General features: G+C 70.8%; 26 protein-coding genes and 1 riboswitch. Of the genes, 6 read left to right on the top strand and 20 right to left on the bottom strand.

Features of this window, described 5'->3' with window-relative positions:
• Positions 1-317 precede the first annotated feature (317 nt).
• Positions 318-1,370, bottom strand: coding sequence for an NAD(P)-dependent alcohol dehydrogenase (locus ABZ883_RS33930; RefSeq protein WP_360913125.1), 1,053 nt, complete (start codon positions 1,368-1,370; stop codon positions 318-320).
• Positions 1,371-1,608: 238 nt separating this feature from the next.
• Positions 1,609-2,259 (bottom strand): nuclear transport factor 2 family protein, encoded by a 651-nt coding sequence (locus ABZ883_RS33925; RefSeq protein WP_360913123.1) that lies wholly within the window; start codon positions 2,257-2,259, stop codon positions 1,609-1,611.
• Between ABZ883_RS33925 and ABZ883_RS33920 the strand changes: the two genes are divergently transcribed.
• Together ABZ883_RS33920 and ABZ883_RS33915 are read left to right on the top strand one after the other, a co-directional pair.
• Entirely contained in the window at positions 2,234-2,929 is a 696-nt protein-coding gene (locus tag ABZ883_RS33920) for a M24 family metallopeptidase (RefSeq protein ID WP_360913121.1), read from the top strand. The two genes, ABZ883_RS33925 and ABZ883_RS33920, sit on opposite strands and share 26 nt — an antisense overlap.
• A gap of 234 nt (positions 2,930-3,163) precedes the next feature.
• Complete coding sequence (locus ABZ883_RS33915; RefSeq protein WP_360913119.1) at positions 3,164-3,799, top strand: molybdopterin-dependent oxidoreductase; 636 nt, start codon at positions 3,164-3,166, stop codon at positions 3,797-3,799.
• Between the two features lie 35 nt (positions 3,800-3,834).
• Here the strand turns inward: ABZ883_RS33915 and ABZ883_RS33910 are convergent, their stop codons facing one another.
• Genes ABZ883_RS33910 through ABZ883_RS33855 form a run of 12 tightly spaced genes read right to left on the bottom strand, consistent with a single transcriptional unit; the run spans position 3,835 to position 15,625 of the window.
• The gene (locus ABZ883_RS33910; RefSeq protein ID WP_360913117.1) at positions 3,835-4,995 is read right to left on the bottom strand and encodes an LLM class flavin-dependent oxidoreductase; all 1,161 of its coding nucleotides are present in this window, start codon (positions 4,993-4,995) and stop codon (positions 3,835-3,837) included.
• A 26-nt stretch (positions 4,996-5,021) separates the two neighbouring features.
• A complete protein-coding gene (locus ABZ883_RS33905; RefSeq protein ID WP_360913115.1) occupies positions 5,022-6,218 on the bottom strand; it encodes an SfnB family sulfur acquisition oxidoreductase in 1,197 nt (398 codons plus the stop codon).
• The gene (gene ssuE / locus ABZ883_RS33900) at positions 6,215-6,772 is read right to left on the bottom strand and encodes an NADPH-dependent FMN reductase (protein ID WP_360913113.1); all 558 of its coding nucleotides are present in this window, start codon (positions 6,770-6,772) and stop codon (positions 6,215-6,217) included. The genes ABZ883_RS33905 and ssuE overlap by 4 nt, the downstream gene beginning before the upstream one ends.
• A 60-nt stretch (positions 6,773-6,832) precedes the next feature.
• Positions 6,833-7,960 (bottom strand): LLM class flavin-dependent oxidoreductase, encoded by a 1,128-nt coding sequence (locus tag ABZ883_RS33895; protein ID WP_360913112.1) that lies wholly within the window; start codon positions 7,958-7,960, stop codon positions 6,833-6,835.
• Positions 7,961-7,972: 12 nt separating this feature from the next.
• Complete coding sequence (locus tag ABZ883_RS33890; RefSeq protein WP_360913110.1) at positions 7,973-9,067, bottom strand: LLM class flavin-dependent oxidoreductase; 1,095 nt, start codon at positions 9,065-9,067, stop codon at positions 7,973-7,975.
• On the bottom strand, positions 9,064-10,437 hold the full coding sequence (locus ABZ883_RS33885; protein ID WP_360913108.1) for an NtaA/DmoA family FMN-dependent monooxygenase: 1,374 nt from the start codon (positions 10,435-10,437) through the stop codon (positions 9,064-9,066). The genes ABZ883_RS33890 and ABZ883_RS33885 overlap by 4 nt, the downstream gene beginning before the upstream one ends.
• A 19-nt stretch (positions 10,438-10,456) precedes the next feature.
• Entirely contained in the window at positions 10,457-11,728 is a 1,272-nt protein-coding gene (locus ABZ883_RS33880) for an LLM class flavin-dependent oxidoreductase (protein ID WP_360913106.1), read from the bottom strand.
• A gap of 44 nt (positions 11,729-11,772) precedes the next feature.
• Positions 11,773-11,976 carry a putative leader peptide gene (locus ABZ883_RS33875; protein WP_360913104.1) on the bottom strand — a complete coding sequence of 68 codons (204 nt, stop codon included), beginning with the start codon at positions 11,974-11,976 and terminating at the stop codon, positions 11,773-11,775.
• The gene (locus tag ABZ883_RS33870; RefSeq protein WP_360913102.1) at positions 11,973-12,716 is read right to left on the bottom strand and encodes a GNAT family N-acetyltransferase; all 744 of its coding nucleotides are present in this window, start codon (positions 12,714-12,716) and stop codon (positions 11,973-11,975) included. Before ABZ883_RS33870 ends, ABZ883_RS33875 begins: the two co-directional genes overlap by 4 nt.
• Before the next feature lie 40 nt (positions 12,717-12,756).
• Positions 12,757-13,791: a transporter substrate-binding domain-containing protein gene (locus tag ABZ883_RS33865; protein WP_360913100.1), complete on the bottom strand. Its 1,035-nt coding sequence runs from the start codon at positions 13,789-13,791 to the stop codon at positions 12,757-12,759.
• 47 nt (positions 13,792-13,838) lie between these two features.
• Positions 13,839-14,615, bottom strand: coding sequence for an amino acid ABC transporter ATP-binding protein (locus ABZ883_RS33860; RefSeq protein ID WP_360913098.1), 777 nt, complete (start codon positions 14,613-14,615; stop codon positions 13,839-13,841).
• On the bottom strand, positions 14,612-15,625 hold the full coding sequence (locus tag ABZ883_RS33855) for an amino acid ABC transporter permease (protein ID WP_360913096.1): 1,014 nt from the start codon (positions 15,623-15,625) through the stop codon (positions 14,612-14,614). Before ABZ883_RS33855 ends, ABZ883_RS33860 begins: the two co-directional genes overlap by 4 nt.
• A gap of 609 nt (positions 15,626-16,234) precedes the next feature.
• A riboswitch (SAM riboswitch) is annotated at positions 16,235-16,343 on the top strand.
• A gap of 241 nt (positions 16,344-16,584) precedes the next feature.
• On the opposite strand from ABZ883_RS33855, the gene ABZ883_RS33850 reads away from it, so the two are divergent.
• Together ABZ883_RS33850 and ABZ883_RS33845 are read left to right on the top strand one after the other, a co-directional pair.
• Positions 16,585-17,367, top strand: coding sequence for a glutathione S-transferase C-terminal domain-containing protein (locus ABZ883_RS33850; RefSeq protein WP_360913095.1), 783 nt, complete (start codon positions 16,585-16,587; stop codon positions 17,365-17,367).
• Positions 17,368-17,581: 214 nt separating this feature from the next.
• Positions 17,582-18,001, top strand: coding sequence for a VOC family protein (locus tag ABZ883_RS33845; RefSeq protein WP_360913094.1), 420 nt, complete (start codon positions 17,582-17,584; stop codon positions 17,999-18,001).
• A 26-nt stretch (positions 18,002-18,027) separates the two neighbouring features.
• Here the strand turns inward: ABZ883_RS33845 and ABZ883_RS33840 are convergent, their stop codons facing one another.
• A complete protein-coding gene (locus tag ABZ883_RS33840) occupies positions 18,028-18,666 on the bottom strand; it encodes a phosphatase PAP2 family protein (protein WP_360913092.1) in 639 nt (212 codons plus the stop codon).
• A gap of 96 nt (positions 18,667-18,762) precedes the next feature.
• Positions 18,763-19,128: a DUF6233 domain-containing protein gene (locus ABZ883_RS33835; protein ID WP_360913090.1), complete on the bottom strand. Its 366-nt coding sequence runs from the start codon at positions 19,126-19,128 to the stop codon at positions 18,763-18,765.
• 233 nt (positions 19,129-19,361) lie between these two features.
• Here ABZ883_RS33835 and ABZ883_RS33830 point away from each other — a divergent pair, with 233 nt between their 5' ends.
• Positions 19,362-21,662 (top strand): catalase, encoded by a 2,301-nt coding sequence (locus ABZ883_RS33830; RefSeq protein WP_360913088.1) that lies wholly within the window; start codon positions 19,362-19,364, stop codon positions 21,660-21,662.
• A 95-nt stretch (positions 21,663-21,757) separates the two neighbouring features.
• Here the strand turns inward: ABZ883_RS33830 and ABZ883_RS33825 are convergent, their stop codons facing one another.
• Genes ABZ883_RS33825 through ABZ883_RS33815 form a run of 3 tightly spaced genes read right to left on the bottom strand, consistent with a single transcriptional unit; the run spans position 21,758 to position 22,592 of the window.
• On the bottom strand, positions 21,758-21,925 hold the full coding sequence (locus tag ABZ883_RS33825) for a hypothetical protein (protein ID WP_360913086.1): 168 nt from the start codon (positions 21,923-21,925) through the stop codon (positions 21,758-21,760).
• Between the two features lie 33 nt (positions 21,926-21,958).
• Positions 21,959-22,315, bottom strand: coding sequence for a PRC-barrel domain-containing protein (locus ABZ883_RS33820; RefSeq protein WP_360913084.1), 357 nt, complete (start codon positions 22,313-22,315; stop codon positions 21,959-21,961).
• A 34-nt stretch (positions 22,316-22,349) separates the two neighbouring features.
• Complete coding sequence (locus ABZ883_RS33815) at positions 22,350-22,592, bottom strand: acyl carrier protein (RefSeq protein ID WP_360913081.1); 243 nt, start codon at positions 22,590-22,592, stop codon at positions 22,350-22,352.
• Between the two features lie 271 nt (positions 22,593-22,863).
• Between ABZ883_RS33815 and ABZ883_RS33810 the strand changes: the two genes are divergently transcribed.
• Positions 22,864-23,259: a hypothetical protein gene (locus ABZ883_RS33810; protein ID WP_360913079.1), complete on the top strand. Its 396-nt coding sequence runs from the start codon at positions 22,864-22,866 to the stop codon at positions 23,257-23,259.
• Positions 23,260-23,287: 28 nt separating this feature from the next.
• On the opposite strand, the gene ABZ883_RS33805 is transcribed toward ABZ883_RS33810, so the two are convergent.
• Positions 23,288-25,240, bottom strand: a complete 1,953-nt coding sequence (locus ABZ883_RS33805; protein WP_360913077.1) for a SpoIIE family protein phosphatase — start codon at positions 25,238-25,240, stop codon at positions 23,288-23,290.
• Positions 25,241-25,752 lie beyond the last annotated feature (512 nt).

Raw genomic sequence — 25,752 nt, 5'->3', positions numbered from 1 at the left:
GTCCAACTCCACCTCCTCGACCTCCTCGACACCGACATCGGACAAACTCGCTGGCCACAGACCTGAAACGGTCACCCGCGAAGTACGGGTCTAGAACGTGGTCCCGGTGCGGGCAGCCCACGGCACCCGCCAACCTCGATCGAGGAAGCTGACGCCCCTGCCGCACCCCTGTGCCCACGACATCTGCTGACACCCCGGCAGCACTGTCCCGCGCTCCGGCATGAGCACGGCCGGCCGGGATCCCTCGGCGAAGAGGCGAGGGCAGGCAGTCGCCAGGGCAGGATGCCCACTCTGTCTGCCCTCCCCTGCGGCGGAACCTACTCGAAGGCGATGACCAGACGACCGACGACGTCGCCGCGGCCCAGGGCCTCCAGGTTTTCGTTGACGTCTTCCAGCTTGACCTTGGTGACGTTGTGCTTGACGAGGCCGGCGTCGGCGAGGGCGAGCACCTCCGCGAGGTCCGCGTAGTTGCCCCAGAAGGAGCCGAGGTAGGACCGCTCCGTTCCCACGAAGGGGAACTGGTCGAGCTCGACGTGGTGGTCCATGAGGCCGACGGATGCCACGACGCCCTCCGGGCCCAGGAGACCGAAGGCCGTCGCGATGGACTCCTTGCTGCCGACGCAGTCCAGCACGGCATCGAGCGTCCTGCTGCCGGTCAGGGCCTCCAGTGACTCCTGGAGGGCCTCGGTGGACTTGCCCCTGATGTTGATCCCGTGGTCCGCGCCGTTCTCCTCCGCCACCTTCAGCTTGTTGTCCGAGCGGGTCAGGGCCACCACCGTCGCGCCGCCGCCGAGCAGCTTCGCGTACTGGACCCCGTAGCTGCCCAGACCACCGATGCCGGTGACGCCGACGACACGTCCGGGCAGCACCTTGCCCGTGTCGCGGAGCTTCTTCATCGCCCGGTAGGGGGTCAGGCCCGCGTCGGTCATGGGGGCCAGGTACTCGGGATGCCTGGCGGCCTCCTCCGAGACCGGGATGGCATGGGCGTACTGCACCGCGAGGTACTCCGCGTAACCTCCCGGGGGTCCGAAGCCGACCCACCTGCCGGTGCCACTGCAGATCTGCTCGTTGCCCTCGCGGCACTGGCGGCATGTGCCGTCGCCCCAGCTGGTGAGGACCACGACCATGTCGCCCTCGGAGTAGCCGGGCGACTGCGGGACGGCGCTGCCCTTGCCCACCACGCGACCTGCGACTTCGTGGCCGGGGATGTAGGGGAAGTCCACGGGGAACGGGCCCTGGAAGTAGCCGTCGACGAGCTGGTAGTCGCTTCGGCACATGCCTACCGCGGCGACCTTCACCAGAACCTCGTCCGGAGCGGGTTCGGGGACCGGAACCTCTTCGATTCGAAGGGGTTCCTTGTATCCGTGCATCCGAGCTGCTTGCATCTGCATGCTAGTGCCTCGCTTTCACCGGCAAGCCGAAAAGCGGTTCGAGTTCGGCGGGGCGCCGGCAAACGGATCGTGTCGACCGCGGGCCTGCCGCCGCCCGCATCAGGTATCTCCAGGGTGCTGCGCCGACTGCCGTCGCGCATCCGGCGCCCGTCGGCTCCAAGGTGGTCGACGACGTCCATGGAGACCCGGCGGCCGTCAGCGAGCGGATCTTGGCAGGTCAGGTATGGGGCATCGGCTCCACCCACTCGGCTCGCCATGCCGGCGGCGCGAACGTGTCCGCGAAGTACTGGGTCTCGTGCGCGACCTTGCCGTCGCGGAATTCCATGATGCTGATGGTGGGTGTCGGTTTCCCGTCGTAGTCGATCACATACTCGGTGATCCAAAGATCCCCGCTCCCGAGGATCCGGCGGACGGTGAAGTCGAGCTCGGCAGGGTGGCTCGAGCGCAGGGCCTGCAGATTGCGGCGGCCGTGGATGCGCTCACCCGACTGGGGATAGTCGGTGATGACGTCGTCGTGATAGATCTCGTGCTCGGCGTCCTGGTCCCCGGCAGCGGAGGCTGCCCAGTGGCGATCCAGCGCCGATCGGGTATCCCGGTCTCCCATCGCGTCTCTCCCGTCAAGGGTGCCCGGTCGATCCGCGGGCGGCCCGCGTCGACGGGCGTCGCGTCGCTCGGTGCGGATGGCTTGCTGCCCGTTCACGACGGGCAGGCAATCCATCCTTACGTTGTCGGAGAGATCGCGGCAAAGTGGAGCCGGCGTCCGCCCCCCGCCGAGAAGCTCCTGTGGAGGCACGTCCACCGTGATCGACGCGGGTTGCCCAAATCGAGCCATGGCTCCTACGGTGAGCGACGTGATGGACGAATCCACGCGCGCGGCACGGCTCCTGGATGCGCAAGCCAAGGCGGCGCTGCTGTTCGCGGAGGTCGAGGCGCGCCGCCTGGTGACCGCAGGTCAGGGCGAACGCGCGGTCAGCGACCGGATCCGGGACCTGGCGAACGAGATGTTCGGGACCACGCACTACTGGCACAAACGCATCGTGCGGTCCGGGCCGAACACCCTCCTGCCCTACCGCGAGAACCCACCGGACCGCGTCATCGGCGCGGACGACATCGTCTTCGCCGACTTCGGGCCGATCTTCGAGGAGTTCGAAGCCGACTTCGGGAGGACCTTCGTCCTGGGAGACGACCCGCACAAGCACCGCTTGCGCGACGACCTGTCGACCGTCTTCACATGCGGACGTCGGGCCTTCGAAGCGGACCCGGACATCACCGGCCGGCAGCTCTACGCGGAGGTGCAGCGGCTGGCCGCCGAGGCCGGGTGGCAGCTGGGGGGCTGGCACGTCGGTCACCTGGTGGGCGAGTTCCCGCCCGAGTACAACGACTGGGAGGACGTCGACTCCCACATCGTGCCCGCGAACGAGAAGCCACTGCGCCGCACGGACGAGGCGGGACAACCCCTGCACTGGATCCTGGAGATTCATCTCATCGACCCCGACCGGGGCTTCGGGGGATTCCACGAAGAACTGCTCGACCTCTGAAGCGCACTGAGGAAGGCCGGTTCCCGCGGGAATGTCACCGCCCGCGGGGGCGAACAAAGAGGAACAGGGCATCTCGGAATGGCGTGGGACCAGGGAAGAGGGGACCCGCCCAGGCCCGCCGCGCCGCCCGATGCCGGTGCTGTCGCGAACCCTGCTCAGGCGTCGTACAAGGTGAGCGCATAGGCTGAGCCGGAAAGCAGGCCGTGAGCAGGAGACGGAGAGAGGCCGCAGCCCTTGACCGCCGAGCAGTTCTCCGGGTCCGAAGCGTCCGGCCCTATCCCTCCTGGTCAGCGACTTGTCCGAGGTTGGCCCGTCTCGCACTACGGCCCCGTCCCCCGTTTCCGCCCCGACCGCTGGAATCTGCGTGTCTTCGGCGCCACCGCCACCGGGGACCACCACGAATGGAATTTCGACGGGCTCGTCGATCTCCCGCGCACCACGGTCGTCGCCGACCTCCACTGCGCGAGCGGCCCCAGCTCCACCGGACACGAGTGGTATGGAATCCCCGCCGCTGCCGTCCTGGACCTGGTCCCGCCGGCACCGGACGTCACGCACATCATGGCGTGGGCGGAGTACGGCTACTCCGCCAACCTGCGACTCGGCGACTTCACGTCGGCGCGGACCCTCATGGCCACGCACCGCAACGGCGAACCCCTCACTGCCGAGCACGGGTTCCCGCTGCGCTTGGTGGTTCCCCACCTCTTCGGCTACAAGGGCCCCAAGTGGCTCCGCGGAATCGAGTACATGACGGCTGACCGGCGTGGGTTCTGGGAAGAGCGCGGTTTTCACAACATCGGGGATCCCTGGCGGGAGCAGCGCTACTCCTACGAGGAACAAGAGGGCGACGGGCCTCAGCTGCACGGCGGCTAGTCCACCCAGGGCTGCATGCTCGTGTCACGAGCGGCTCATCGCGGGCTCCCGACGTCCGCGAAGGGGATCCGCGCCGACGGCCCCGCCTGCCTGCCGAACCGGTGCCGCCAGAGCCCTTGCGCTTCCAGCCGGGGCAGGACGCCCTCGCCGAACCAGTACGCCTCCTCCAGGTGCGGATAGCCGGAGAGGACGAACTCCTCGATGCCGACCGCGGCGTACTCCTTGATGCGTTCGGCGACCTCGTCATGGCTCCCGACCAGCGCGGTGCCCGCGCCGCCGCGCACCAGGCCGATGCCCGCCCACAGGTTGGGGTGGATCTCGAGGCGTTCGCGGCTTCCGCCATGGTGCAGGGCGAGCATGCGGCGCTGGCCCTCGGACTCGCTGCGGGCCAGGCCGGCCTGGACGGCGGTGACGGTCAGCGGGTCGAAGCCGTCCAGGAGGCGGTCGGCCTCGGTCCAGGCCTGCGCGGAGGTGTCGCGCGTGATGACGTGCAGCCGGATGCCGAAGCGCAGGGTGCGTCCCTGTTCCGCCGCCAGTCGCCGGATCCAGGCGACCTTCTCGGCGACCTGCGCCGGCGGCTCGCCCCAGGTGAGGTAGACGTCGGCGTACCGGGCGGCGACCTCGCCTGCCGCCGGGGACGATCCGCCGAAGTACACGTCGGGTACGGGATCGGGCACCTGGGCGAGCGTCGCGTTCTCGACCCGTAGGTGCTCACCGCGCAGGTCGACGGACTTCCCCTCCCACAGCCTCCGCACGATGTCGAGGAATTCACCGGTCCGCCGGTAGCGCGCGTCCTTGTCGAGGAAGTCGCCGTACGCCCGCTGCTCGTGGCTCTCGCCTCCCGTGACGACGTTGAGCAGCAGCCGTCCGCCGGTCTGGCGCTGGAAGGTGGACGCCATCTGCGCGGCCAGCGTGGGCGAGACGAAACCGGGCCGGAAGGCCACCAGGAACTTCAGGCGTTCCGTGTGCTGGCTGACCATGGCCGTGGTCAGCCACGCGTCCTCGCACCATGCGCCGGTGGGGGTGAGCGCGCCGGTGAATCCGAGGTCTTCTGCGGCGCGGGCGATCTGGCTCAGATACGCGACGGTGGGCGGCCGGTCGCGGCCGGACCGGGTGGCAGGGGTGCCGTGGCCGCCGCCGACGACGTGGCGGCTGTCGCCGTTGGTCGGCAGGAACCAGTGGAAGTCGAGAGACACGTCAGTTCTCCGATCGGGGTCGTCCGTCACAGCAGGCCGTGCCGGGGCGGCCTGGTGCCGTTGAGCACATGGCGGCCGATGTGCTGGACCTTCCAGCGGGGCGGGTCGTGCAGGGTGTGGGTGCGGGCGTCCCGCCAGAGGCGGTGCAGGCCCAGGGAGTCGAGGGCGGACCGGGTGCCGGAGACCTCGAAGAGGGCGCTTGCGACCTCCACCGCGGCTTCGCCCGCCACCACCTTGGCCGCGGCCACCGCGATCGACGCCTCGGCGGCCGAGTCGTCGGTCAGGTCGGCGCGGGCGGCGTCCACGGCCCTTGCCGCGGCATCGAGCAGCGCGTCGGCGGCACGGACCCGGATCGCCAGTTCGCCGAACCGCTGGATCAGCAGCGGGTCCTGGGCCGCGGTCCCGTGTCCCTCCTCGACGCTCTCGAACCACGGGCGGCTCTTGGTGCGGACGAATTCGACCGCCTCCGCCAGTGCCCCGAAGGCGATCCCGGCGTCAATGGCGACGTGCAGCAACTGGGCGACCGCGCCGTGCAGTTGCGGCCCCTCGAAGGTGAGGTGATGCGGCACGACCCGGTCCGCGTTGACGTGCACGGGCTCCAGCCGGACCGTGCCGCTGGCGGTCGTGCGCTGCCCCATGCCGTTCCAGTCGTCCACGACCGTCACACCCGGCGCGTCCCGCGGCACATACGCCACGTGCAGCTTTTCGTCGTCGCCGCGGGCAAGGACGGGAATCCAGTCCGCGAACAGGGCACCCGTGGAGTAGTGCTTGACGCCGTCGAGCACGTACGCCCCGTCCGGCAGGCGCGCCAGCCGGGTACGGATGTCCTGCACGTGCTTGGTGCCCGCCTCGGACTGCGCGTTGCCGAACCGCTTTCCCCGCAGTACCTCGCCGAAGAAGAACTCCTCCTGCTCGGGCGTGCCCTGCCGGCGCAGCACATTGACGTACACGAAGTGGCTCTGCGGGATCTGGGCGAGGCTGGCGTCGGCGGCGGCCAGCAGCCGGAAGATCCGGGCGAGTGTCTCCGTGCCGACGTCGGCGCCGCCGAACTCGGCCGGCACCGTCACCGCGAGGAGGCCGGAGGCGGACAGCCGCTCCAGCTCCGCGTACGGAAGCCGGCGCAGCGTGTCCCGTTCGGCGGCGCCTTTGCGGAAGTCGGCGGCCAGTTCGGTCGCGACGGCGAGGGCTTCGGCGGCGTCGGCTATCACCGTCACGGCGCTCACGCGGTGGCCGCCAGCCGGCTGGGACGTCCACCGAGCGCGAACGAGAACTGGTCCGTTACCTGGGCCAGCGCCTCGGCCGCGGCCGGCGCGACGGTCAGCGTGCCGTCGTCGCCGACCGTGATGTCCTTGTCGAGCGTGAACCAGCCCGGCGTGATGTGCGCGGGGTTCATGGAGCTCAGCACGGGCCGGAGCGCGTAGTCGATGGCCAGGACGTGGGCGGTGGTGCCGCCGGTGGCCAGGGGAAGGACGGTCTTGCCCGCGAGTGCGTACTGCGGGAGCAGGTCGAGCAGCGACTTGAGCAGTCCTGAGTAGGCGGCCTTGTAGACGGGGGTGCCGATGACAACGCCGTCCGCCTGTTCGAACAGACGTGTGGCGGCGACGATCGCCGGATGCCCGAAGTCGGCGTGCAGCAGTGCCTCGGGCGGGAGGGTGCGGACGTCCAGGGGGACGATCGTGTGTCCCTGGGCCGTGAGCCGGTGGTCCAGGTGGCGCAGCAGACGTGCGGTGCGGGACGTGGCGGAGGGGCTTCCGGAAACAGACAGGACGGTCGCCATGCCGGTGCCTTTCCTTTCCAACGGGTCGGGTCGGTCGACGTCAGGGAGCGGTGCCGTGCTTCAGCGGCGGTGCCACTCCTCGGCCAGCAGCCGGTAGGAGCGCACGCGGTCGTCGTGGCCGTGGGTGATGGTGGTGACGATCAGCTCGTCGGCCCCGGTGGCCTCCTCCAGTTGTTCGAGCTGGTCGGCGACGCGCCGCGGGGAACCTACGAACTGCGTCTCGAGGCGGTCGGCCACCAGGGCCTGGTCCTCCTCTGTCCATGCCTGGGCGCGTGCCTGTGCGGGGGTGGGGAACTCGATGGCGCCCTCGGCGGTGCGGATGCTGCGGACCCAGGGGCCGTAGCCGGTGGCGAGTTCTCGGGCGCTCGCGTCGTCCTCGGCGACGACGACGTCGGCCGAGACGCTGATGTACGGCTTGTCGAGCACCTCCGACGGCTGGAACGCGGCCCGGTACCCGTCGACGGCCTCCAGAACGGTGCCGGGACTGACGTGGTAGTTCGCCGCGAAGCGGAGTCCGTTGCCGCCGGCGACCTCGGCGCTCCGGCCGCCGCTGCTGCCGAGGATCCACACCTGGAGGTCGGCGCCCTCACCGGGAACGGCGTGCGCCTCGATGCCGTCCGGGGACCGGTAGGTGCCGCGCAGCAGCGCCAGGATGTCGTCGACCTGCTCCCCGTAGTCCTGGGACCGCGCGCCGGGCTGCTGGAGCAGCCGCTGCTGGAGTGCGATACGGGGTGAGCCGAGCAGGTGCCCGAAGGAGAACTTCGGCGGGATCCTGAGGCCGCCTGGCGTGCGTCCGTCGACGACGGGCGTCGTGGTCGGCAGCGGGCTGTCCGCGCCGGTCGGCGGGCGGCCTCCGGAGCGGCCCAGTCCCAGGTCGAGCCGCCCGGGGTGCAGGGCGTCGACGAGCCCGAACTCCTCCACGGTGGACAGGGCCGTGCGGTGGCCGAGTTGGACCGCCCCCGAGCCGAGCCTGATCGTGGACGTCGCGGCCGCCGTGAGGGCCAGGACCACGGCCGGGGAGGTGCCCGCGACACCGGGGTTGAGGTGGTGCTCGGCGAACCAGTAGCGGGCGTAACCGAACTCCTCGGCCTTCCGGGCGAGGTCGATGCTGTTGCGCAGCGCCTCGGTGGCCGTCGAGCCGGAGGATATGGGAACGAGATCGAGGACTCCGAGCGGTGTGCGCGACACGGTGCTTTCTCCTCAAGAACGGGCGGGCGACGGGCTGGCGGGTTCGGGCGCGCTCAGGGCGGGCGCCCAGGCAAAGGGCGGGTCGGGGATGTCACGCCGCAGCACCGGGGCGACCTCGGACTGGAAACGCTCCAAGGAGGCGCGGTGCCGGTCACCGGTCAGTCCGCCCGCATCGGCGTGGACGTGCAGGACCGTGTGGCCGAACTCCTCGTGGTAGCGGTGCACCTTGTCGACGACCTGCTGCGGGCTGCCGACCAGCGCCGAACTGCGCGCCACGAAGTCCTCCAGCGTCGGGAAGACCGGCTGGAGGCCGAGCTGCCGCTGGAACGCCAACTGCCCCTCGAACACGGGCCGGTAGTGCGCGAGCGCCTCCTGGGACGTGCGAGCGACGTACAGGCCGGCCGTTCCCGCGCCGACGGCGATGCCCGCCGGGTCGTGGCCGTAGTGCCGCCGGCGTTCGCGGTAGTGGCGGATCAGCTCCGCGTACGGCTCGATGGGGTGGGAGACGTTCGCGGAGAACAGGGGGTCGCCGTAGCGGGCGGCGAGGTCCACCGACTCCTTGCTGGTGGCGCTGCCGTGCCAGACCCGGATCGCCCCTTGCAGCGGCCTCGGCCGGACCTCGGCGTCCTTCAGCGCCGGGCGGAAGCGGGTGTCGGCGGTGACCTTGTCCTGCCGCCACAGCCTGCGGAACACCTCGTAGCTCTCGGCGTTGCGGTCCCACTGGTCCTCGGGGGTGACGTGGAACAGTTCGCGCTGCGCGCTGCCGTTGCCCTTGCCGATGATCAGCTCCAGGCGCCCGCCGGACAGGTGGTCCAGCGTCGCGTAGTCCTCGTAGGCCCGTACGGGGTCCAGCAGGCTGAGTGTGGTCACGGCGGTGAAGAGCCGGATCCGCGAGGTGAGCGCGGCGATGTGGCTGAGCACGACCGGTGGCGAGGAGGAGAGGAACGGCCGCTCGTGCCGCTCCCCCACGCCGAAGCCGTCGAAGCCCAGTTCCTCGGCGAGCAGCGCGTTGTCCAGGACCTCGCGGAAACGTGCGCCCGTCGGCTTCAGCACCCCGGTCACCGGGTCCGGGGTGTGCGCGATCAGGGTGATGGCCAGGAATCTCATGAGGCCGCCCACTCGGCCGGCGGGACGTCGGGGTGGGCCAGGCCGAGGTGGTCGCGCAACGTGGTGCCCTCGTAGTCGGACCGGAACACGCCCCGCTCCTGCAAGAGGGGGACGACCGTGTCGGCGAAGGCGTCCAGGCCTCCCGGGGTGATGTGCGGGACGAGGATGAAGCCGTCGGAGGCGTCGCTCTGCACGAAGTCGTCGATGGTCGAGGCGACCGTGGCCGGGGAGCCCACGAAGGACTGCCGGTTCCCGGTCTCGATGACAAGGTCGCGGATCGACCACTTGTTGGCGGCGGCCAGCTCCCGCCACTCGCGTGCGGTGGCCAGCGGATCGCGGTACATGCGGACCTGCGCGCGCCCCCGGGAGACGGTGTGCTCGCCGGGGTCGGGGTCGATGTCCGGCAGCGGGCCGTCGGGGTCGTAGCCGGACAGATCGCGGTTCCAGACGAATTCCAGGTGCTTGATCGCGGTTGCCCCGCTGACCTGGCGGCGGCGCACCTCGTGGGCGATCTCCGCGGCTTCGGCGTCGGTGTCGCCGAGCACGAAGGTCGCGGCGGGCAGGATCAGCAACTGCTCAGGGCTGCGGCCGTACTTGGGCAGGCGGCCCTTGACGTCCCGGTAGAAGGCCCGGCCCTCGTTCAGCGTGCTGTACCGGCTGAAGATCGCGTCCGCGCCGGACGCGGCGAACTCGCGGCCCTGTTCGGAGTCGCCGGCCTGGAAGATCACGGGCCGCCCTTGGGGACTGCGCGGGACATTGAACCGGCCCTGGATGTCGAAGTGCTGCCCCTTGTGCACGAAGGCCCCGGCCCCGGCGTCGCTCAGGAAGACGCCCGCCGCCTGGTCGGCGACGACCTCGTCGCCGCGCCAGGAGTCGAAGAGTTCACCGGCGGTGGCGAGGAACTCCCGGGCACGCGAGTAGCGCTCCGTCTGGGGGAGGAAGCCGCCGCGGCGGAAGTTCTCGCCGGTGAAGGCGTCCCAGGAGGTGACGACGTTCCAGGCGGCACGCCCGTCCGACAGGTGGTCGAGGCTCGCGAACTGGCGCGCCACCTCGTAGGGCTCGTTGAAGGTGGAGTTGATCGTGCCGGTCAGACCGAGGCGTTCGGTGACGGCGGCGAGCGCGGCCAGGACGGTGAAGGTGTCGGGGCGGCCGACCACGTCCAGGTCGTGGATCCGCCCGCCCTGTTCCCGCAGGCGCAGCCCCTCGGCGAGGAACAGGAAGTCGAACTTGGCCCGCTCCGCGGTCCGCGCGAAGTGTGCGAAGGAGTTGAACTCGATGTGGCTGCCGGCCTCCGGGTCGCTCCACACCGTGGTGTTGTTGACACCGGGGAAGTGCGCGGCCAGATGGATCTGCTTCAGCGGCTTGCTCATGGCGTACAGGTCCTCCCGGTCAGGCGGTCGCGGCGGCGTAGCGGTTGGCGGGGCGGGCCAGACCCAGCAGGCCGCGCAGGGTGTCGGCCTCGTACCGGACGCGGAAGGCGCCGCGGTGCTGGAGTTCGGGGACGAGGCCCCGGGTGATCGCCGGCAGGTCGTGGCCGATCACGGCGGGGCGCAGCCGGTAACCGGTGAGTCCGGCGCCCTGCCACTCCAGCAGGAGGTCCGCGAGCGCGCCGGGGGTGCCCGTGAAGATCTTCGCGTCGCTGGTGTACGGGGACCCGGCGAGGCCGTCCAGGCGTTCCCTGCGGGCCCGGGCCGCGGCGGGGTCGTCGTCGAGGAGTACCACGAGGTCGCCGAAGATGTGCAAGGGCTCCCGCCCCCGGCCGGCCGCCTCCTGTTCGGCACGGATCTCCGCGACGACCGCCCGGGCCTGGTCGCCGTCGTGCGGGGTCACGTAGCCGATGTCCGCGGAGCGCGCCACGAGGCGGAACGGCACGGTGCGATGGGCGAGAGCGCTGACGACGGGCTGGCCCTGGGGCGGCCGGGGAGTGATGGAGGGTCCCTTGACGCTGAAGTGCGGGCCCTCGAAGTCGATGTAGTGCAGCTTGCTCGCGTCGATGAAGCGACCGGTGGCGACGTCGCGGATCTCCGCGTCGTCCTCCCAGCTGTCCCAGAGCCGGCGGAGCACTTCGACGTAGTCGGCGGCCTCGTCGAAGAGGTCGGTGAGCAGTGCGTCGACGGCCGGGGTGCCGGGGCCGCCGGTGCCGAGGGCCGGGATCGTGCGCCGGCCGAAGTGCGCGGCCTCGTCGGGCCGTGCCGAGACCTGGACGCGCAGGCCGGCGCGGCCGGAGCTCACGTAGTCCAGCGTGGCGATGGCCTTGGAGAGGTGGAAGGGCTCGGTGTGGGTGGCGACCACGGTCGGGACGAGGCCGATGTGCCGGGTCACGGGGGCGACGCGGGCGGCGACGAGGACGGCGTCGAGGCGGCCGCGTACCTGGTCGGTGCGTGTGTCCGGCTCGGTGGGGTGGGAGGACTGCGGGCCGAGGGAGTCCTCGATCGTCACGAAGTCCAGCAGTCCGCGTTCGGACTCGGTGACGACGTCGTGCCAGTAGCGGGCGGTGAGCAGTTCCCGGGGGCGGGACTCGGGCTCACGCCAGGCGGCCGGGTGCCAGCCGGCACCGTCGAGGGCCACGGCCAGGTGGAGTGGGTTGTCCGGGAGGGAGGACGCGGGGTACGGCGGGGAGAAGTCCGAGGACACGGAGGGAGCCTTCCTGATCGACCACATGTCTCACCGGCCCTCGTCCGGAGGGCCGACGGCGGAGAAGGGGGTCAGGAACTACAGAGGGAGCCGGCGACGCGCTGCAGATCGATGTGCGCCCGGGAGTAGAGATGGACCCGGTGGATCCGGCGGGGTGAGGTGGGGACCGTGGCGGGCACTCGGTTCGCTGTGGGCACGGTCGTCACCTCCGCCGTGTACGGTCCGGGCAGGCGTCGGTGCGCCTGCGGCTCTCCTTTCAGCACAACAGCGCTCATGCCCGGCTCTGTTCCCCCGGAGCGCCCGGAGTGCGGACGATCAGGAACGTCGTGCGGCGGCGCAGAGTGAATCCGATGGACTCGTAGAGCCCGATCGCACCGGAGTTGACGGCCGCAGCGTGCAGGAACGGGGTGTCCCCGCGGTCCCTGATGCCCGCGGCGACGGCCCGTACCAGCCGGGTCGCCAGGCCCCGGCCGCGTCGCGACGGGTGCGTGCAGACGGCGCTGATCTCCGTCCATCCCGGGGTCCGCAGCCGTTCGCCGGCCATGGCGACCAGCCGTCCGTGCTCCCGGATGCCGAGGTAGGCCCCGAGCTCCACGGTCCGGGGAAGGAAGGGGCCCGGCTTGGTCAGGCCGACGAGGTCCAGGATCTCGGGCACGTCGGTGGGGCCGAGGGCTACCGCCTCCGGCGCCGGCTCGGCGCGCAGCGAGGTGTCGACGAGCTGGACGCCTTCGCCGCTCTCGACGAGCTCCCACCCGTCGGGGACCGTGCGCGCCCCGCTGACCGCGACAGCGGCGCCCCGGCCGGCCAGGAGGGCCAGATCCTCCCAGGCCCGCGGATCGGCCGGGTCGGACAGCGCGGTGAACGGGGAGACGTCCGCGGGGTAGCGGGCGGCCAGGCCGACGCGTTCGGCGAACCGGGCGTGCGGACCGGTCAGCGCCGCCCATGCGGGGTTGTCGAGGACGTGCGGTGGCGCGGCCGGGCGCTGGGCGCGGTCCGCGGGGATGCTGAGGGACATGGCTGCCGGATCTCCGTACGGTCGTGCGGCGGACGGGGCGTCAGGAGTTGTCGAGCGGCAGACCGGGCGGATCGACCTCCGAGGTGGCGACGGCCTCGTTGGACAGGTTCCAGGCGGCGAGCCACTTCGCGTACTGGCCGTTCTCGATCAGGTGGTTGATCGCGGCCGCGATCGGCTTCGCGAGGCCGCTGTCCTTCTTCGCGGTCGCGGCGATCAGGCCCTGCAGATTCGCGCCGGCGCCGGAGTACTTGCCCGCGTTGCGGGTGGGGTTCGGCGTGCCGGCGTCCTGGGTGATGTGGTAAGCGATGCCGGGATTGGGGCCGAAGTAGGCGTCGATCTTCTTGCCGCTGAGCGCCAGATAGGTGCTGTTGTTGTCGGGGAAGTACTTGACGGTCAGGTCCTTGCCCTCGCCCTGGAGCTTCTTGCGCCACTCGAGGAGGATCTTCTCCTGATTGGTGCCGGCGCCGACGGCGACCGTCCTGCCCGCGAGGTTCCGGTAGTCGTCCGCGAAGTCCCAGGTGCTGCTCTTCAGGACCTCGAAGGCCAGATTGTCCTGGCGGTAGGAGGCGAACTCGTACTTGCGCTTGCGCTCCTCGGTGTCGGTGACGTTGGAGAACGCCACGTCGACCTTGCCGCTGTCGATGCCGACGAAGAGGTTCTCCCAGGTGGAGTTCTTCACCACGGGCTTGAGCCCGAGGACCGCGGCCACCAGCCGGCCGAGGTCGGGTTCCGCTCCGGTGAGGGTCCGCTGGTCGCTGCCGACGTACGCCAGCGGCGGGAATCCGGCCGGCAGCGCGCCGATGCCGACGACCAGCTCCCCCTTGGCCGCGATCTCCTTGGGCAGACCGGCGCTGATGGATGCCACCTCGGGCACCTTCAGCGTGGTCTCCTGGGCGGCGCCGTTGGACAGGCTGCCGACGGTGACCGTACCGGCGGACGAGGAGCCCGAGCCGGTGGTGACGGACGTACCGCTGTCGTTCCCGCACGCGGCGAGTCCGCCGGTGAGGAGGGCGAGAACGCCGGCGGCCGTGACGGTACGGATGAGTCTGCCGCGAGGGCGGGGAAGGGTGTGCATGACCGTCCTTGGTCGTGGGTCGCAAGTGGGCGGGAAGAAGCCGCGGATCAGAGCACCTTGCTCAGGAACTCACGGGTCCGCTCGTGTTCGGGGTGGTTCAGCACCTGTTCGGGCGGGCCCTGTTCGACGATCCGTCCGTTGTCGAGGAAGACGATCCGGTCCGCGACCTCGCGGGCGAAGCCGATCTCGTGCGTCACGACCAGGAGGGTGGTGCCGCCGGTGGCCAGGTCCTTGATGACGGACAGCACCTCGCCGACCAGCTCGGGGTCCAGCGCGGACGTGGGCTCGTCGAAGAGGATGACGCCGGGACGGAGCGCCAGGGCCCGGGCGATGGCCACCCGCTGCTGCTGCCCGCCCGACAACTGCCTGGGGTACGCGTCGGCCTTGTCGGCGAGCCCCACCCGGCCGAGCAGGGTGCGGGCCAGTTCGCGGGCCTGCGGCCTGCGCAGCCTTCCGGTCGCCACGGGGGCGGCGGCCACGTTGTCCACCACGGTCAGATGCGGGAAGAGGTTGAAGTTCTGGAAGACGAAGCCGATCCGGCTGCGCTGGGTGAGGATGACCCGCTCGCTCAGCTCCCGGAGCCGCTCGCCGTGCCTGCGGACGCCGATCAGCTCGCCGTTCAGGCTGACGTGGCCGATCTCGGGCTTCTCCAGATGGTTGATCACACGCAGCAGGGTGGACTTTCCGGAGCCGGAGGGCCCCAGGACGACAGTGACCTCTCCCGGACGCACCGTCAGACTGACCCCGTCCAGCACCTGGTGGGCGCCGTACCACTTGTGGACGTCGTGGACCTCGACCGCGGCCGGCCGGATGTCGGTGCTCATGGAGTGGCCCCCGTCCGGATCCGGGCCGGCAGGTGGCGGAGCGCGGCACGGAGTTTCTGCACGGGAGTCGCGGGAACGATGCGCAGAGCGCCGCGCGAGTAGTACCGCTCGACGTAGAACTGGACGACGGAGACGACGCTGGTGAGGATCACGTACCAGACGGTGGCTACCAGCAGCAGCGGCACGATGTCGCCCGGGTAGGTGCTGCCCATGCTCTGCACCGAGCCGAAGAGGTCGAGCAGCGAGACGTAGAAGACCAGCGAGGTCCCCTTGATCAGGCCGATCAGCTGGTTGACGTAGGTGGGGACGACGGACCGCAGCGCCTGGGGAAGGACGATCCTGGCGAACTGGTAGCGCTGGGGCAGACCGAGCGCCGCGGCCGCCTCGTGCTGGCCCTGGTCCACCGAGAGGATGCCGGCGCGCACCACTTCCGAGGCGTAGGCCGCTTCGTTGAGGCTCAGCCCGATGACGGCGACCACCATGTCGGTGGCGAGCCTGGACTCGTCGAAGGTGAGGAAGGCCGGGCCGAAGGGCACGCCGAGGCTCAACGTACGGTACAGAGCGCTGAAGTTGTACAGGAACAGCAGCACGACGATCAGCGGGACCGACCGGAACAACCAGGTGTAGGTCCAGCTGACGGCCCGCAGTACGGGACTGCCGGAGAGCCTGGCCAGCGCCAGCACGATGCCTCCGAGAAGACCGAGCACCGCGCTGTACGCCGCCACCTCCAAGGTGATGAGCAGTCCGTCGAGGATCACCGGGCGCACGAACCAGTACCCGAAGCGGTCCCATTGGAAGAAGGGGTTGCTCAGCAGGCCGTGCCCGATCTGGGCGGCCAGGACGAGCACGACCGCCGTGGCGATCCACCGGCCGGGGCGGCGCAGGGGCAGCACCCGCTGCTCCGCCGGCGGTCGCGGTGCGGGACCACGCACGTCACCGGGCTCTTTCGCGGGCGCCCGGGCCGGGGGCGCCGAGCGGTCGGACACAGCGGTGCCAGGGGGTTCACTCATCGGGGACTCCAGCGGACGGGTGCACCCGGTCGCGCAGGCGACGGCCGACCGCAGGGCGAACGACACCTCGGCGGTACGGAGTGCACGGGGAGACGAGCGGAACGGGGCAGAACAGGCGGGCACACCCACCGCGTCAGCGGGAGGTGCCGGCGTTCAGGGAGTGGTCGTCAGCCTTGACAGCGCGCGCGACAGGGCGCGGAACACAGGCGACACAGGGCACTGCTGACGCGGGCCAGACCGACGGGCCGCTGCGTGTACGCCGGGACGAGGCCGTGGCGCCGCCACGCTGCCGTCCCCGGGGTCGCGTACATCGCGTCACCGCCACCGTTCCGCCCCGCTCGGGGCCTCGCGCCTGCCGAAAAGTCGTCGGGACAGCCCGGACAACCTTCCGCCTGGGAGGCGTTGGCGCGGCCGGCCTGAGCCTGCCGCCGACGTCCGGGACCGTTCTGCGGCGTAAGTTAGACACGGGCCGAAGAGAATGTCAACGACGCTGTCTCGCATGCCGGATGCCGCGGTGAGACGCCCCTCGCCTTCTTGACGCGCCGCGTCCGGCGGCCCAACACTGGTGCCGACGGTCACGATTGTCAGCGCCCGTGGTGCCGTGTCGCGGCTCCCACGGGTCATCGGCCCCGGCCCGCTGACCGGCAACCCTCACATCGCGGTGGGGTGCCCCGGGTGACGACCGGGTGCCGCCGGCGCGGCGGGACAAGCGCGGTCCCGCGTCACGCGGGCCCCGAGCCGGGGAGGCGGACATGTCCAGAGCACGGTCCGCGCTGCTCACCCGCCGGCTGCACATCGACTTCCTGCGTGTCTGCAGCGCGTTCGGCACGACCGGCTGACCTCGGCGAGTCCTCACGCAGTACCGACTCAGGGGCCGGGTGCGAGCACGCACCGGCCGTCAGCCGTCCCGCCCGCCGCTGCCCGAGGGCAACCGGGGGCCGCCACGCCCTGGAGAGCGCATGCCCGAGACGACGATCTCACGTGATCCCGGTTCCCCCGCGTCCTGTACCGCGCTGCCCCGCACGCCCCGTCCGGACCGCTTCCGCAGCCGGATCGGTGCCGACGCCGCCGGCGGCTTCTACCCGGCTCCGCGCCGCTACGAGCTGTTCCTTTCGGCGCGAGGCCCGCAATCGCGGCGGGTCGCCGTCACCCTCGACCTCCTCGGCCTCCGGGACACCGTCTTCACAACGGTCGTTCCGGCGGCGCCGCACGAAGCGGCCGCGCCCGCGGCGTTGCGCGCGGCGTACGAGGCCACCTGGCACGGCTACGACGGACCGCTGACCGTACCCGCCCTGTGCGACCGGTGGACCGGACGAGTCGTCAGCAACCACACCCCGGACATCCTCCGCGACCTCGCGGGCCGCCTCGGGGACGCGGCACGCCTGTGTCCCCTGGACCTTGCGACCGAGATCGGGACCGTTCGGGACCTGGTGGAGCAGGACATCGCGCGCCCGGCGGAAGAGGCGGCCACGGCAGCACCGGCCGACCGTGCCAAGGCCCTGGAACAACTGCTCACCGCGCTCAACCTGCTGGACCGCCGACTGGCATGCGCACCGGGCCCCTACGCCCTGGGCGAGCGGCTGACCGCGGCGGACGTCGACCTGTGGGTCGCCCTGTCGGACCTCCCGGACGGCGTGCTCTCCCCGTACCGGCACCTCGCGGCCTACGTCCGCCGCCTCCCACGGCAGTACGCGGCTTTCGGGTTTCCCCGGCCGGAGGAACGTACAACCCAGGGAGGCTGATGCCGCTCCCGAAGCACCTTCCGGACGGGCACCACTAGGGTGCTGGGTTCACGAGACCGCCAATGTCCCACGGGAGATCCACGATGCCGAACCCCATGGGGTCGACGTACGCCACCGTCCGACCGCGGGCGAAAGCCGCCGAGGGAGCGGGCAGCAGGGCCACCGGTCCGGCCGTGGTGTTCAAGCCGGTTGAGCCCGCCCCGGCGGTGGCGGCATGACCCGGCCGGCGGGCGGGATGCTGCACCACGTCGAGATCTGGGTGCCCGACCTGGAGCGGGCCGTCGCCTCCATGGGCTGGCTGCTGGAAGCCCTGGGATACACGCTTTTCCAGAGCTGGGACGAGGGCCGCAGTTGGCGGCTCGGAGCGACCTACCTGGTATTCGAGGAGTCCCCCGCCCTGACCGCCGTCCGGCACGACCGGTGCCGGCCCGGACTGAACCATCTGGCGTTCCACGTCGAAGACCACCACACCGTGGAGAATCTGGCCTCCGAGGCAACGCGGCACGGCTGGAGCCTGTTGTTTCCCGACCGCCACCCGCACGCCGGCGGCGAGCGGGCCTACGCCGCCTACCTGGAGAACACCGACGATTTTGAGGTCGAGCTCGTCGCCATCGACCCGTCGGAGCCGGACTGACGACGCCCCCCAGTACCGCAGGGACGTCAGCGCAACGGCAGGAAGATCGCCAGTGCGACAGAGGAGCCGATCAGGAACCCGACGACGGTCTGCGCAACCGTGTGGTCGCGCAGCACCACCCGGGACCAGCCGACCGCTATCACGGCAAAGAGGAGGGGCACCATCGGGGCGCCGTAGACGGCGGTGAGTATGGCCCCGGCCGCCCCGACCGCCGCGGTGTGCCCCGACACCTTCCACCAGATCGTCACCAGGCCGCCGACCGTGAGTCCACTGAGGATGGCCACGACGAGCGCGGTGAGTTCACGCGGTGCGCCCAGCAGAGCGAGAACGACCACGCTGAGCACGGCGCAGGCGATCGCGGTCGCCAACGGGATCGCGCGCTGACGCCGGATCCGCACATGTACGTCCGTGAACCGTCCGGCCCGCACCCCGAGGACGACCACGGTCATCGGCACCCCGACGGCGCCCGCCGCCGCCCCCGCCGCCCAGGCGAGCCCGGCGCCGTGCCCGCTGTGCCACCCCACCGCGAGCAGCATCACGGTGAGGAGGTACGCGGGTGCCAGGACGTCCGTGATGAGCTTGGCCAGGGACCGCACGGCGGGTCGCGGGGACGCGGGCCCTTCCTGCTCGAGGCGGACGGCACGGTCCCGTTCACGGATGATCACACCCGGCATTGTCGTACAGCGGGAATACCGCGCTTCAGCCGGGCCGCCCGCTGCTGGGGCGCTCCACTCGGCGAACGAGCGTGACCGCCGGATTCCTCACTGAGGACCGCTCGCGTCAGGAAACGCGCGCTCGGGGTGGCAGCGGGGGCAGGGCGTGATGTCGGGCATCGCCAAAGCGATGCCGAGTTCGTTCTGGGAGAGCCAGCCGCCGGCCGCGTCCGGGCAGTCCCCCCGGTGGAGCACCGCACGGACGGAGCCGCCCTCGCCGTCCGGGAGATGCTGCAGGCGCCAGCCGGCCGAGCCCTCGGCGTTCGGGCCCGCGCGGCGGGACGTAGCCGAAGGGGCAGCGGGTGGTGACGGCCCTTCGATCTCGCGGATCCTCGCATCGACCGCGTCGAGCTGCAGTTGCAGGTACACACGGATGACCCGCAGCCGGTCCAGATCCGGAGGGAGGTCGCCCATGCGTTCGACGGTACGTTCGGCGGGCGTGTCCGGCCAGCCAGGCGCCCCCCCTCAGCTCCGCTGAGCGGGACCGCCCTCGAGGTGTGCCCGACGCCCCGCCGCGCCCGTGCCCGGCACCCGGGGTGACATCCCGCCGCGAACGGCGGACATCGCCTGGGGCCCTGTTTGTGCGAAAGGGGCACCGGTTACCCGGAGGCGACGGAGCTGCACGAAGACGAAGCTGGAGACATGCCATGGCCGATGAGCCGGGCCCTGTGAAGAAGATCGTCGACAAGGTGACGGAGGTGGCCGCCGAGCTCACCCCTGCGGGGCGCGCGGAGATCCCGGGGGTTCCGGCGAGCATGCCCCCCACGGTGGAAGAACCGGTCACCCCTCACGATCCGCTGCCGGCCAAGCCCGACCAGGCCGTTCCGACACCGCTCAGCGCGACGGGCCGCCCGGACGGACCCTCCAGGACGGTAAGGGCCCAGGACGGGCCGTTCCTCACGAACGCGCAGGGCGCCCGTCTGCCGGACAGCGACCACTCGCTCAAGGCCGGACCGCGCGGCCCGGTGCTGCTCCAGGACCACCACCTGCGCGAGAAGGTCATGCACTTCGACCACGAGCGCATCCCGGAGCGGGTGGTGCACGCCCGGGGCGCCGCCGCGCACGGGGTCTTCCGCGGCTACGGCACAGCGGCCGAGGTGTGCAAGGCGGCCTTCCTCGCCAAGGACGTCGACACGCCCGTGTTCGTGCGGTTCTCCACCGTCCTGGGCTCGCGCGGCTCGGCCGACACCGTGCGCGACACCCGGGGATTCGCCACCAAGTTCTACACGTCAGAGGGTGTCTTCGACCTGGTCGGCAACAACATCCCGGTGTTCTTCATCCAGGACGCGATCAAGTTCCCCGACGTCATCCACGCCGGCAAACCGCATCCGGACCGGGAGATCCCGCAGGCCCAGAGCGCCCACGACACGTTCTGGGACTTCGTGTCCCTGCACACCGAGGCCGCCCATCACACCATCTGGGCCATGTCCGACCGCGGCATCCCGCGGTCGTTCCGCACCATGGAAGGCTTCGGCATCCACACCTTCCGCCTGGTGAACGCCGACGGCGCCACGACGCTGGTGAAGTTCCACTGGAAGCCGAAGGCCGGTGTGCACTCCCTGGTGTGGGAGGAGGCACAGATGATCGGCGGCATGGACCCCGACTTCCACCGCCGCGACCTCGCCGACGCCATCGAGGCGGGCGCCTTCCCGCAGTGGGAGATGGGGATCCAGACCTTCCCCGACACCCCGGAGCAGACCTTCCAGGGGATCGACCTGCTGGATCCGACGAAGATCGTCCCCGAGGAGCTGGCACCGGTGCAGCCCGTCGGGCTGCTCACCCTGAACGCCAACCCCACCAACTTCTTCGCCGAGACGGAGCAGGTCGCCTTCCACGTCGGTCACCTGGTGCCCGGTATCGACATCACCGACGACCCACTGATGGCCGGACGTCTCTTCTCCTACCTCGACACCCAGATCACCCGGCTCGGCGGGCCGAACTTCGCGCAGATCCCGATCAACCGGCCGCACGCCCCGGTCAACGACATGCTGCGCGACGGCTTCCACCAGGACGCGGTGCACGTCGGTGCGGCTCCCTGCAAGCCCAACTCCCTCGACGGTGGCTGCCCGTTCTTCGCCGGAGCCGAGGACCGCGGCTACATCGAGCACCCCACGCCGATCGCGGCGAGCGCCAAGGTGCGCGAGGCTCCGGCCTCGTTCGACGACCACTTCAGCCAGCCCCGGCTGTTCTGGCACAGCCTGAGCGCCGTCGAACGCGAGCACACCATCGCCGGCTTCACCTTCGAGCTCGGCAAGTGCTACGAGCAGGCCATCAGGGAACGCGCCCTGAAGATGCTGGCCCGCATCGATCCCTACCTGTGTCGGCAGGTCGCACAGGGACTGGGCCTGCCCGCCCCGCAGGCCGCGGAACCGCTCGCCGATGTCCGGCCCAGCCCCGCGCTGTCGCAGGTCGGCCACACCTGGCCGACCGCAGGCCGGGTCATCGGCATCGTCGCCGACGGTGCGGCCGACCTGGGCGCCGTGGAAGCCGTCCGCCGCTCCGTACTGGCCAACAGCATGGTCCCGCTGATCATCGGGCCCACCTGCGGCACTCTCACGCGAGAGGGTGCCGACTCCGTCACGGTGCAGCGCAGCTTCGCCACGGCGCGTTCCGTGGAGTTCGACGCCCTGCTGCTGGCCGAAGCTCCCGGCCCGGCGGCCGATGCCCTGGGCAGCCGTGACGCGAAGGCGGGCGGCCCGTCTCCTGTCAGCGCCCCCGTTGACCCGCGCGTCGTGCTGATGCTGCAGGAGGCCTATCGGCACGCCAAGCCGATCGGCGGCTGGGGCGCCTCGGACCCCGCCCTGCAGGCCGCCGGGATCGCCGTCGGCTCGGCCGGGGTCGTCACCGGCTCCGACGGCGAAGCGGTGCTGCGCGAGATCACCACACTGCTGGGTGCCCATCGTGTCTGGGAGCGATTCCCGGTCCCCTCGGATTCCGGGGCTGCCTGAGCACTCCGTCCCACCCCTCACAGCGGCGTCCTACCGCCCGGCACTCGCCGGCCGTAGGACGCCGCTGTAGGACTGCGGGCCGGCGACCGGCACTCTCAGCGGAGGGGGGTCTGACGCCCGCGACGGCCCCGCGCGACGATGTAGACGAAATCGAGCACCAGCACCACGATGCCGATGATCAAGAGGTAGAACAGTCCGTGGGTGACCGCGCCGATCAGGCCCAGGACGACTGCCACGATGATGAGGAACAGGAAAAGCGCCATGCCAGTGCACCTCCTGGGCGCGGCGAATGCTGATCAGCGGCGGGCGAGCTTTCGTTCGCCGCCGGCGCCGGGCTGGTAGGCCATCTCGTAGTACCGGAAGATCTCGATCTCCTGTTCCGCCGGCAGGATCTCGTCCGTCCCGATCGACGGGGCCTTCTTCACCAGCCCCTTGGAGAGTGCGACCCTGACATAGCCGGGTCCCACGGTCACCTCGTCCAGGGGGACGAAGACCAGACGCTGCCGTGTGGGCAGGCCGGTACGGACCGTCGCCATGGCCGGTTCGTCGGTGGCCGTGTCCACATAGACGGCCTCCAGCGCGCCGATCTTGTGACCCTTCGGGTCGACGACGTCGCGGTCGCGCCACTCGCGAATATCGGCTGAATGGATCATGTGCTGCTCCTTGCGGCCGCTTCCACCCGCAGCCCTATGAGGCCGCCGGACCGATTTCCCCCTTCTTTGACAGTTCGGTCAAAAAATCGTGACAGCGGGCGGCTCGCCGGGAGTCTTCCTGCCTCACGCCTTCGAAGAAGTCCGCGATATCCGTTTCCCCGGCGTTTTTCGCGTCGCGGACGTACTGACCGTAGTCATGTCCCGCTTTCAGTGAGTGGTACTGCAAGGACACCAGGTCGTACGCCACATCCTTGAAGCCCGTCTCGCCTGTCGCCATCGTCCGCCTCCGTTTCCTCACGACACTCTTCGCCTACCCCGGACACGGGCGACAAACAGGCCATTCCACATCGAACCCGACGGGGTCACGGCCGCTTGACCTGCCGGAGCTCGGTCCACAACGCCACGACGGGACCGACGGCTGCCGCCGCATACCCACCCGGGCGGAGACCGGAAGCCGGTCCCGCCTCGCGGTTGGGCCAGGAGCCTGCCCAACTCCCCCACCGCGGCGCATGATTGCCCATGACGTCAGCCATCCGCAGGGGGACATCATGCGCCGCTCCACGGTCACTGCCCTGGCCGCCATCCTCGTCGCCGGGGCCGCCGTCGGCTGTACGGACAGCGGCGACGGACGGAACGTCAGCAAGAGGGAGAGATTCCTCGACGCCGCGCATGCGGCGCACTTCGAGAGCTGGGCGGAGAAGGGGCCCCCTGACGACGAGCTGGCCCCGTTCCCGCAGAAATGGTGCGATGCGCTGGCCGCCGGCCGCGGCACCGATGACATCCTCAATCCAAGAGTTCTGTATCCCTACGGGCCGCAGTGGGGCACGAAGCTGGAGGACGCGAAGAAGTTGCTGGTCCTCGGAGTCGGCGTGAACTGCCCGGAGATGAAGGACCGGGTGGTGGAGGAGCTGGGGCCGGAGGACACGTCGTCACCGGTGGGCTGACGTCGGCGTGCGGGGCGGCGAGGCGCGGTCATGCCCGTCGGACGACCAGCACGGCGAGGTCGTCGAGGCGGTGCATCGCGATCGCGTCGTCGAGGATGCGGCCGGCCGTCTCGTCACAGCTGAGTCCGTCGCGGAGGGCCTGGGCGGCAAGGGTCCCGGTGCGCTTCAGTCCGTCGTCGAGCGTGAGGTCCGGCGCTTCGACCACGCCGTCGGTGACCAGGACGAGCGCGGTGTCCTCGTCCAGGGTGAAGATCTCCTGCGGGTAGTCGGCGTCCGGCATGATTCCCAGCACCGGTCCCACGGGCAGCGGGTGGATGTCAAAGCTTCCGTCGTCGTGCGCCCGCAGCAGGGGTACATGGCCGGCGCTGGCGCCCGTCACCTGCCCGTCGTGGGGATCGATGTGCAGGATCGTGCAGCTCGCGAACCGTGACGCGCCCATCTCCACCAGCAGTTCGTTGGTGCGCGCCAGCACGGTGCCGGGGGCGGACTCGTGGGAGGCGATCGCGCGCATGGAGCCGCAGATCCGGCCCATGCAGGCGGCCGCGTCCGCGTCGTGCCCCTGGGCGTCGCCGATCTCCAGGGTCACGGTGCCGTCCGCCACGGCGAAGACGTCGTACCAGTCACCCCCGACGTCGAGGCCCTCACTGCAGGGCCGGTAGCGGGCGGCCACTTCGAGGCCGGGCAGACGCTCGGGCAGCTTCGGCAGCATGGTGCGCTGGACCGCCGAGGCCAGATCCACGCGGGCCTTCTGCGACCGGATCCGTTCCAGCGCCTGGCCCGCGAGCTCGGCCAGCGTGACCATGAAGGCACGCTCGTCAGGAGTGGGGTGGTGCCCCTTTCCGTACGCCACCAGCCACGCTCCGAGCGGCCGCTCGCCGCCGGGCCCGAGGGGTGTGATCGACACGGCGAAGTCGGGGCCGGGCCAGTGCAGGGCCGCGTCGCCGGGAGAGGAGAGGCGGAGGTACGCGTCCTGGTCGGGGATGAACACCGGCGTGCCGGTACGCAGCGCCCGCGCCAGTGGGAGCCGGTCGTCCAGCGACACGTACTGCGAGGGAGCCGCGGACCGCCATGCCGGCAACCCCGCATCCGTGCAGAGCCTGATGTGACGGTCGTCGACGAGCGCGAGCGCGGCGCCGGCACCGTTGAAGGTCGCGGCGAGCCGGGTCAGCACGACCCGCCGCAGGTCCTGCTCGGTGGCCGCGGCGACGAGCGCGGAGGCGAACTCGCGGATGCCGTCCGCGCGGCGGCGTTCCGCGCCCACCGCGGCCAGCATCTCCTGGCGGAGGGCTTCCTGGCGGGTGTCGTCGCGGATCGTGCCGAAGACCTGCTCCGGGCCGTCGAACCCCAACTGGATCCTGCGCGTCTGGCAGGCGAGGTCGTGCCAGTCACCCGCCGCGCTCCGGAACCGCAGCGGGGTCCAGGGGTGGGTGTGCGCGTCCAGCAGCCGCCGCAGGGCACCCCAGTCCCCGGGGTGCACATGACGCACCACCCAGGGCAGCGACACCGAACCGTCCGGGATCAGCGCGCCGACGGCGTCCGCCCCTCCCGTCCACTCGATCCGGCCCGCCTCGGGCAGATACGCGCACAGCCCCAGGCCGGCGGCCTTGGCCGACACCCCGTAGGGGATGAGCAGACTGCCGAGATCGTGGTGAACGTTGAGCGAGTGCATCCACACCAGGGGTTCGCCACCGGCCGCGGTCGTCAGCCGCGCCTCGACGAGGGTCACCACGGACACATTGCCGGGCCTGGGCAGCTCCAGCACCCGCATCGCCAGTCGCTGGTCCTTCGCGTGCTCGACCAGCCGGTGGACCGCACTGCGCTGGCTCGCCGGCACCAGCTCCCACATGCGACGGCCCACGATCCGGTCCACCGGCTTGCCGAGTGCTTTGGCCATCGGGTCGTTCAGGAAGCGGACGACACCGTCCTGGCACAGCAGCGCCGAGGCTTCCGCCCTCCGCAGGAGTTCGTCCGAGGCGTCCACCAGTGGCTCCCCGTGATCATCACGCGATCACTGCACGGCTCTGGGTGCGTTCATGCTCCTCACTATTGTCCCAGAAGAGTGACGCGGGTCACATCCGCACGGAAGGGCCTCGGACGGCTACGGTCGGTCACGGGCCGGACCCGGGACGAGGATCAGGGCGCGACGTGCGCACAGATGACACAGGCCACCACTTTGTGCCCTGCCGTGCCCCACCGTATTGGCGCCCACGGTCCAGTCCGTCGGGGTCGGCGACCCGGACGGCGGGCTTTCCGCTGACATCAAGAAGCGTCCGCCCGGCAGGGCGGTGAAGGCCCCCCGTACGGACCGGAAATGGTTCGGAGTCAAGAAAGGGCTCCCGTCCCGTCAGGGATACGTCAGGGGATCTCGCGTCCGGCTGGGGCGTGGACTTCAATGAATCCGCTCGGTCCCGATCTCGGTACCGAACGTCAATACCGGTGCCGGTGAGGTCAATTGACCGTACCCACGCACCAGGAAAGGGGTGGGCATGAAGA

The sequence above is a fragment of the Streptomyces sp. NPDC046977 genome (assembly GCF_040644455.1).
Taxonomy (GTDB): domain Bacteria; phylum Actinomycetota; class Actinomycetes; order Streptomycetales; family Streptomycetaceae; genus Actinacidiphila.
Note: the sequence above shows the minus strand (reverse complement) of the source record. Positions and strands in the feature narration are given on the sequence as shown.

Coding starts and splice junctions, on each gene's coding strand:
- ABZ883_RS33810 (WP_360913079.1), top strand. CDS start 22,864: ATGCGCCGCTCCACGGTCACTGCCCTGGCCGCCATCCTCGTCGCCGGG.
- ABZ883_RS33890 (WP_360913110.1), bottom strand. CDS start 9,067: ATGAGATTCCTGGCCATCACCCTGATCGCGCACACCCCGGACCCGGTG.
- ABZ883_RS33850 (WP_360913095.1), top strand. CDS start 16,585: ATGCCCGAGACGACGATCTCACGTGATCCCGGTTCCCCCGCGTCCTGT.
- ABZ883_RS33880 (WP_360913106.1), bottom strand. CDS start 11,728: ATGTGGTCGATCAGGAAGGCTCCCTCCGTGTCCTCGGACTTCTCCCCG.
- ABZ883_RS33815 (WP_360913081.1), bottom strand. CDS start 22,592: ATGGCGACAGGCGAGACGGGCTTCAAGGATGTGGCGTACGACCTGGTG.
- ABZ883_RS33865 (WP_360913100.1), bottom strand. CDS start 13,791: ATGCACACCCTTCCCCGCCCTCGCGGCAGACTCATCCGTACCGTCACG.
- ABZ883_RS33870 (WP_360913102.1), bottom strand. CDS start 12,716: ATGTCCCTCAGCATCCCCGCGGACCGCGCCCAGCGCCCGGCCGCGCCA.
- ABZ883_RS33820 (WP_360913084.1), bottom strand. CDS start 22,315: ATGATCCATTCAGCCGATATTCGCGAGTGGCGCGACCGCGACGTCGTC.
- ABZ883_RS33855 (WP_360913096.1), bottom strand. CDS start 15,625: ATGAGTGAACCCCCTGGCACCGCTGTGTCCGACCGCTCGGCGCCCCCG.
- ABZ883_RS33825 (WP_360913086.1), bottom strand. CDS start 21,925: ATGGCGCTTTTCCTGTTCCTCATCATCGTGGCAGTCGTCCTGGGCCTG.
- ABZ883_RS33835 (WP_360913090.1), bottom strand. CDS start 19,128: ATGGGCGACCTCCCTCCGGATCTGGACCGGCTGCGGGTCATCCGTGTG.
- ssuE (WP_360913113.1), bottom strand. CDS start 6,772: ATGGCGACCGTCCTGTCTGTTTCCGGAAGCCCCTCCGCCACGTCCCGC.
- ABZ883_RS33885 (WP_360913108.1), bottom strand. CDS start 10,437: ATGAGCAAGCCGCTGAAGCAGATCCATCTGGCCGCGCACTTCCCCGGT.
- ABZ883_RS33860 (WP_360913098.1), bottom strand. CDS start 14,615: ATGAGCACCGACATCCGGCCGGCCGCGGTCGAGGTCCACGACGTCCAC.
- ABZ883_RS33845 (WP_360913094.1), top strand. CDS start 17,582: ATGACCCGGCCGGCGGGCGGGATGCTGCACCACGTCGAGATCTGGGTG.
- ABZ883_RS33875 (WP_360913104.1), bottom strand. CDS start 11,976: ATGAGCGCTGTTGTGCTGAAAGGAGAGCCGCAGGCGCACCGACGCCTG.
- ABZ883_RS33830 (WP_360913088.1), top strand. CDS start 19,362: ATGGCCGATGAGCCGGGCCCTGTGAAGAAGATCGTCGACAAGGTGACG.
- ABZ883_RS33930 (WP_360913125.1), bottom strand. CDS start 1,370: ATGCACGGATACAAGGAACCCCTTCGAATCGAAGAGGTTCCGGTCCCC.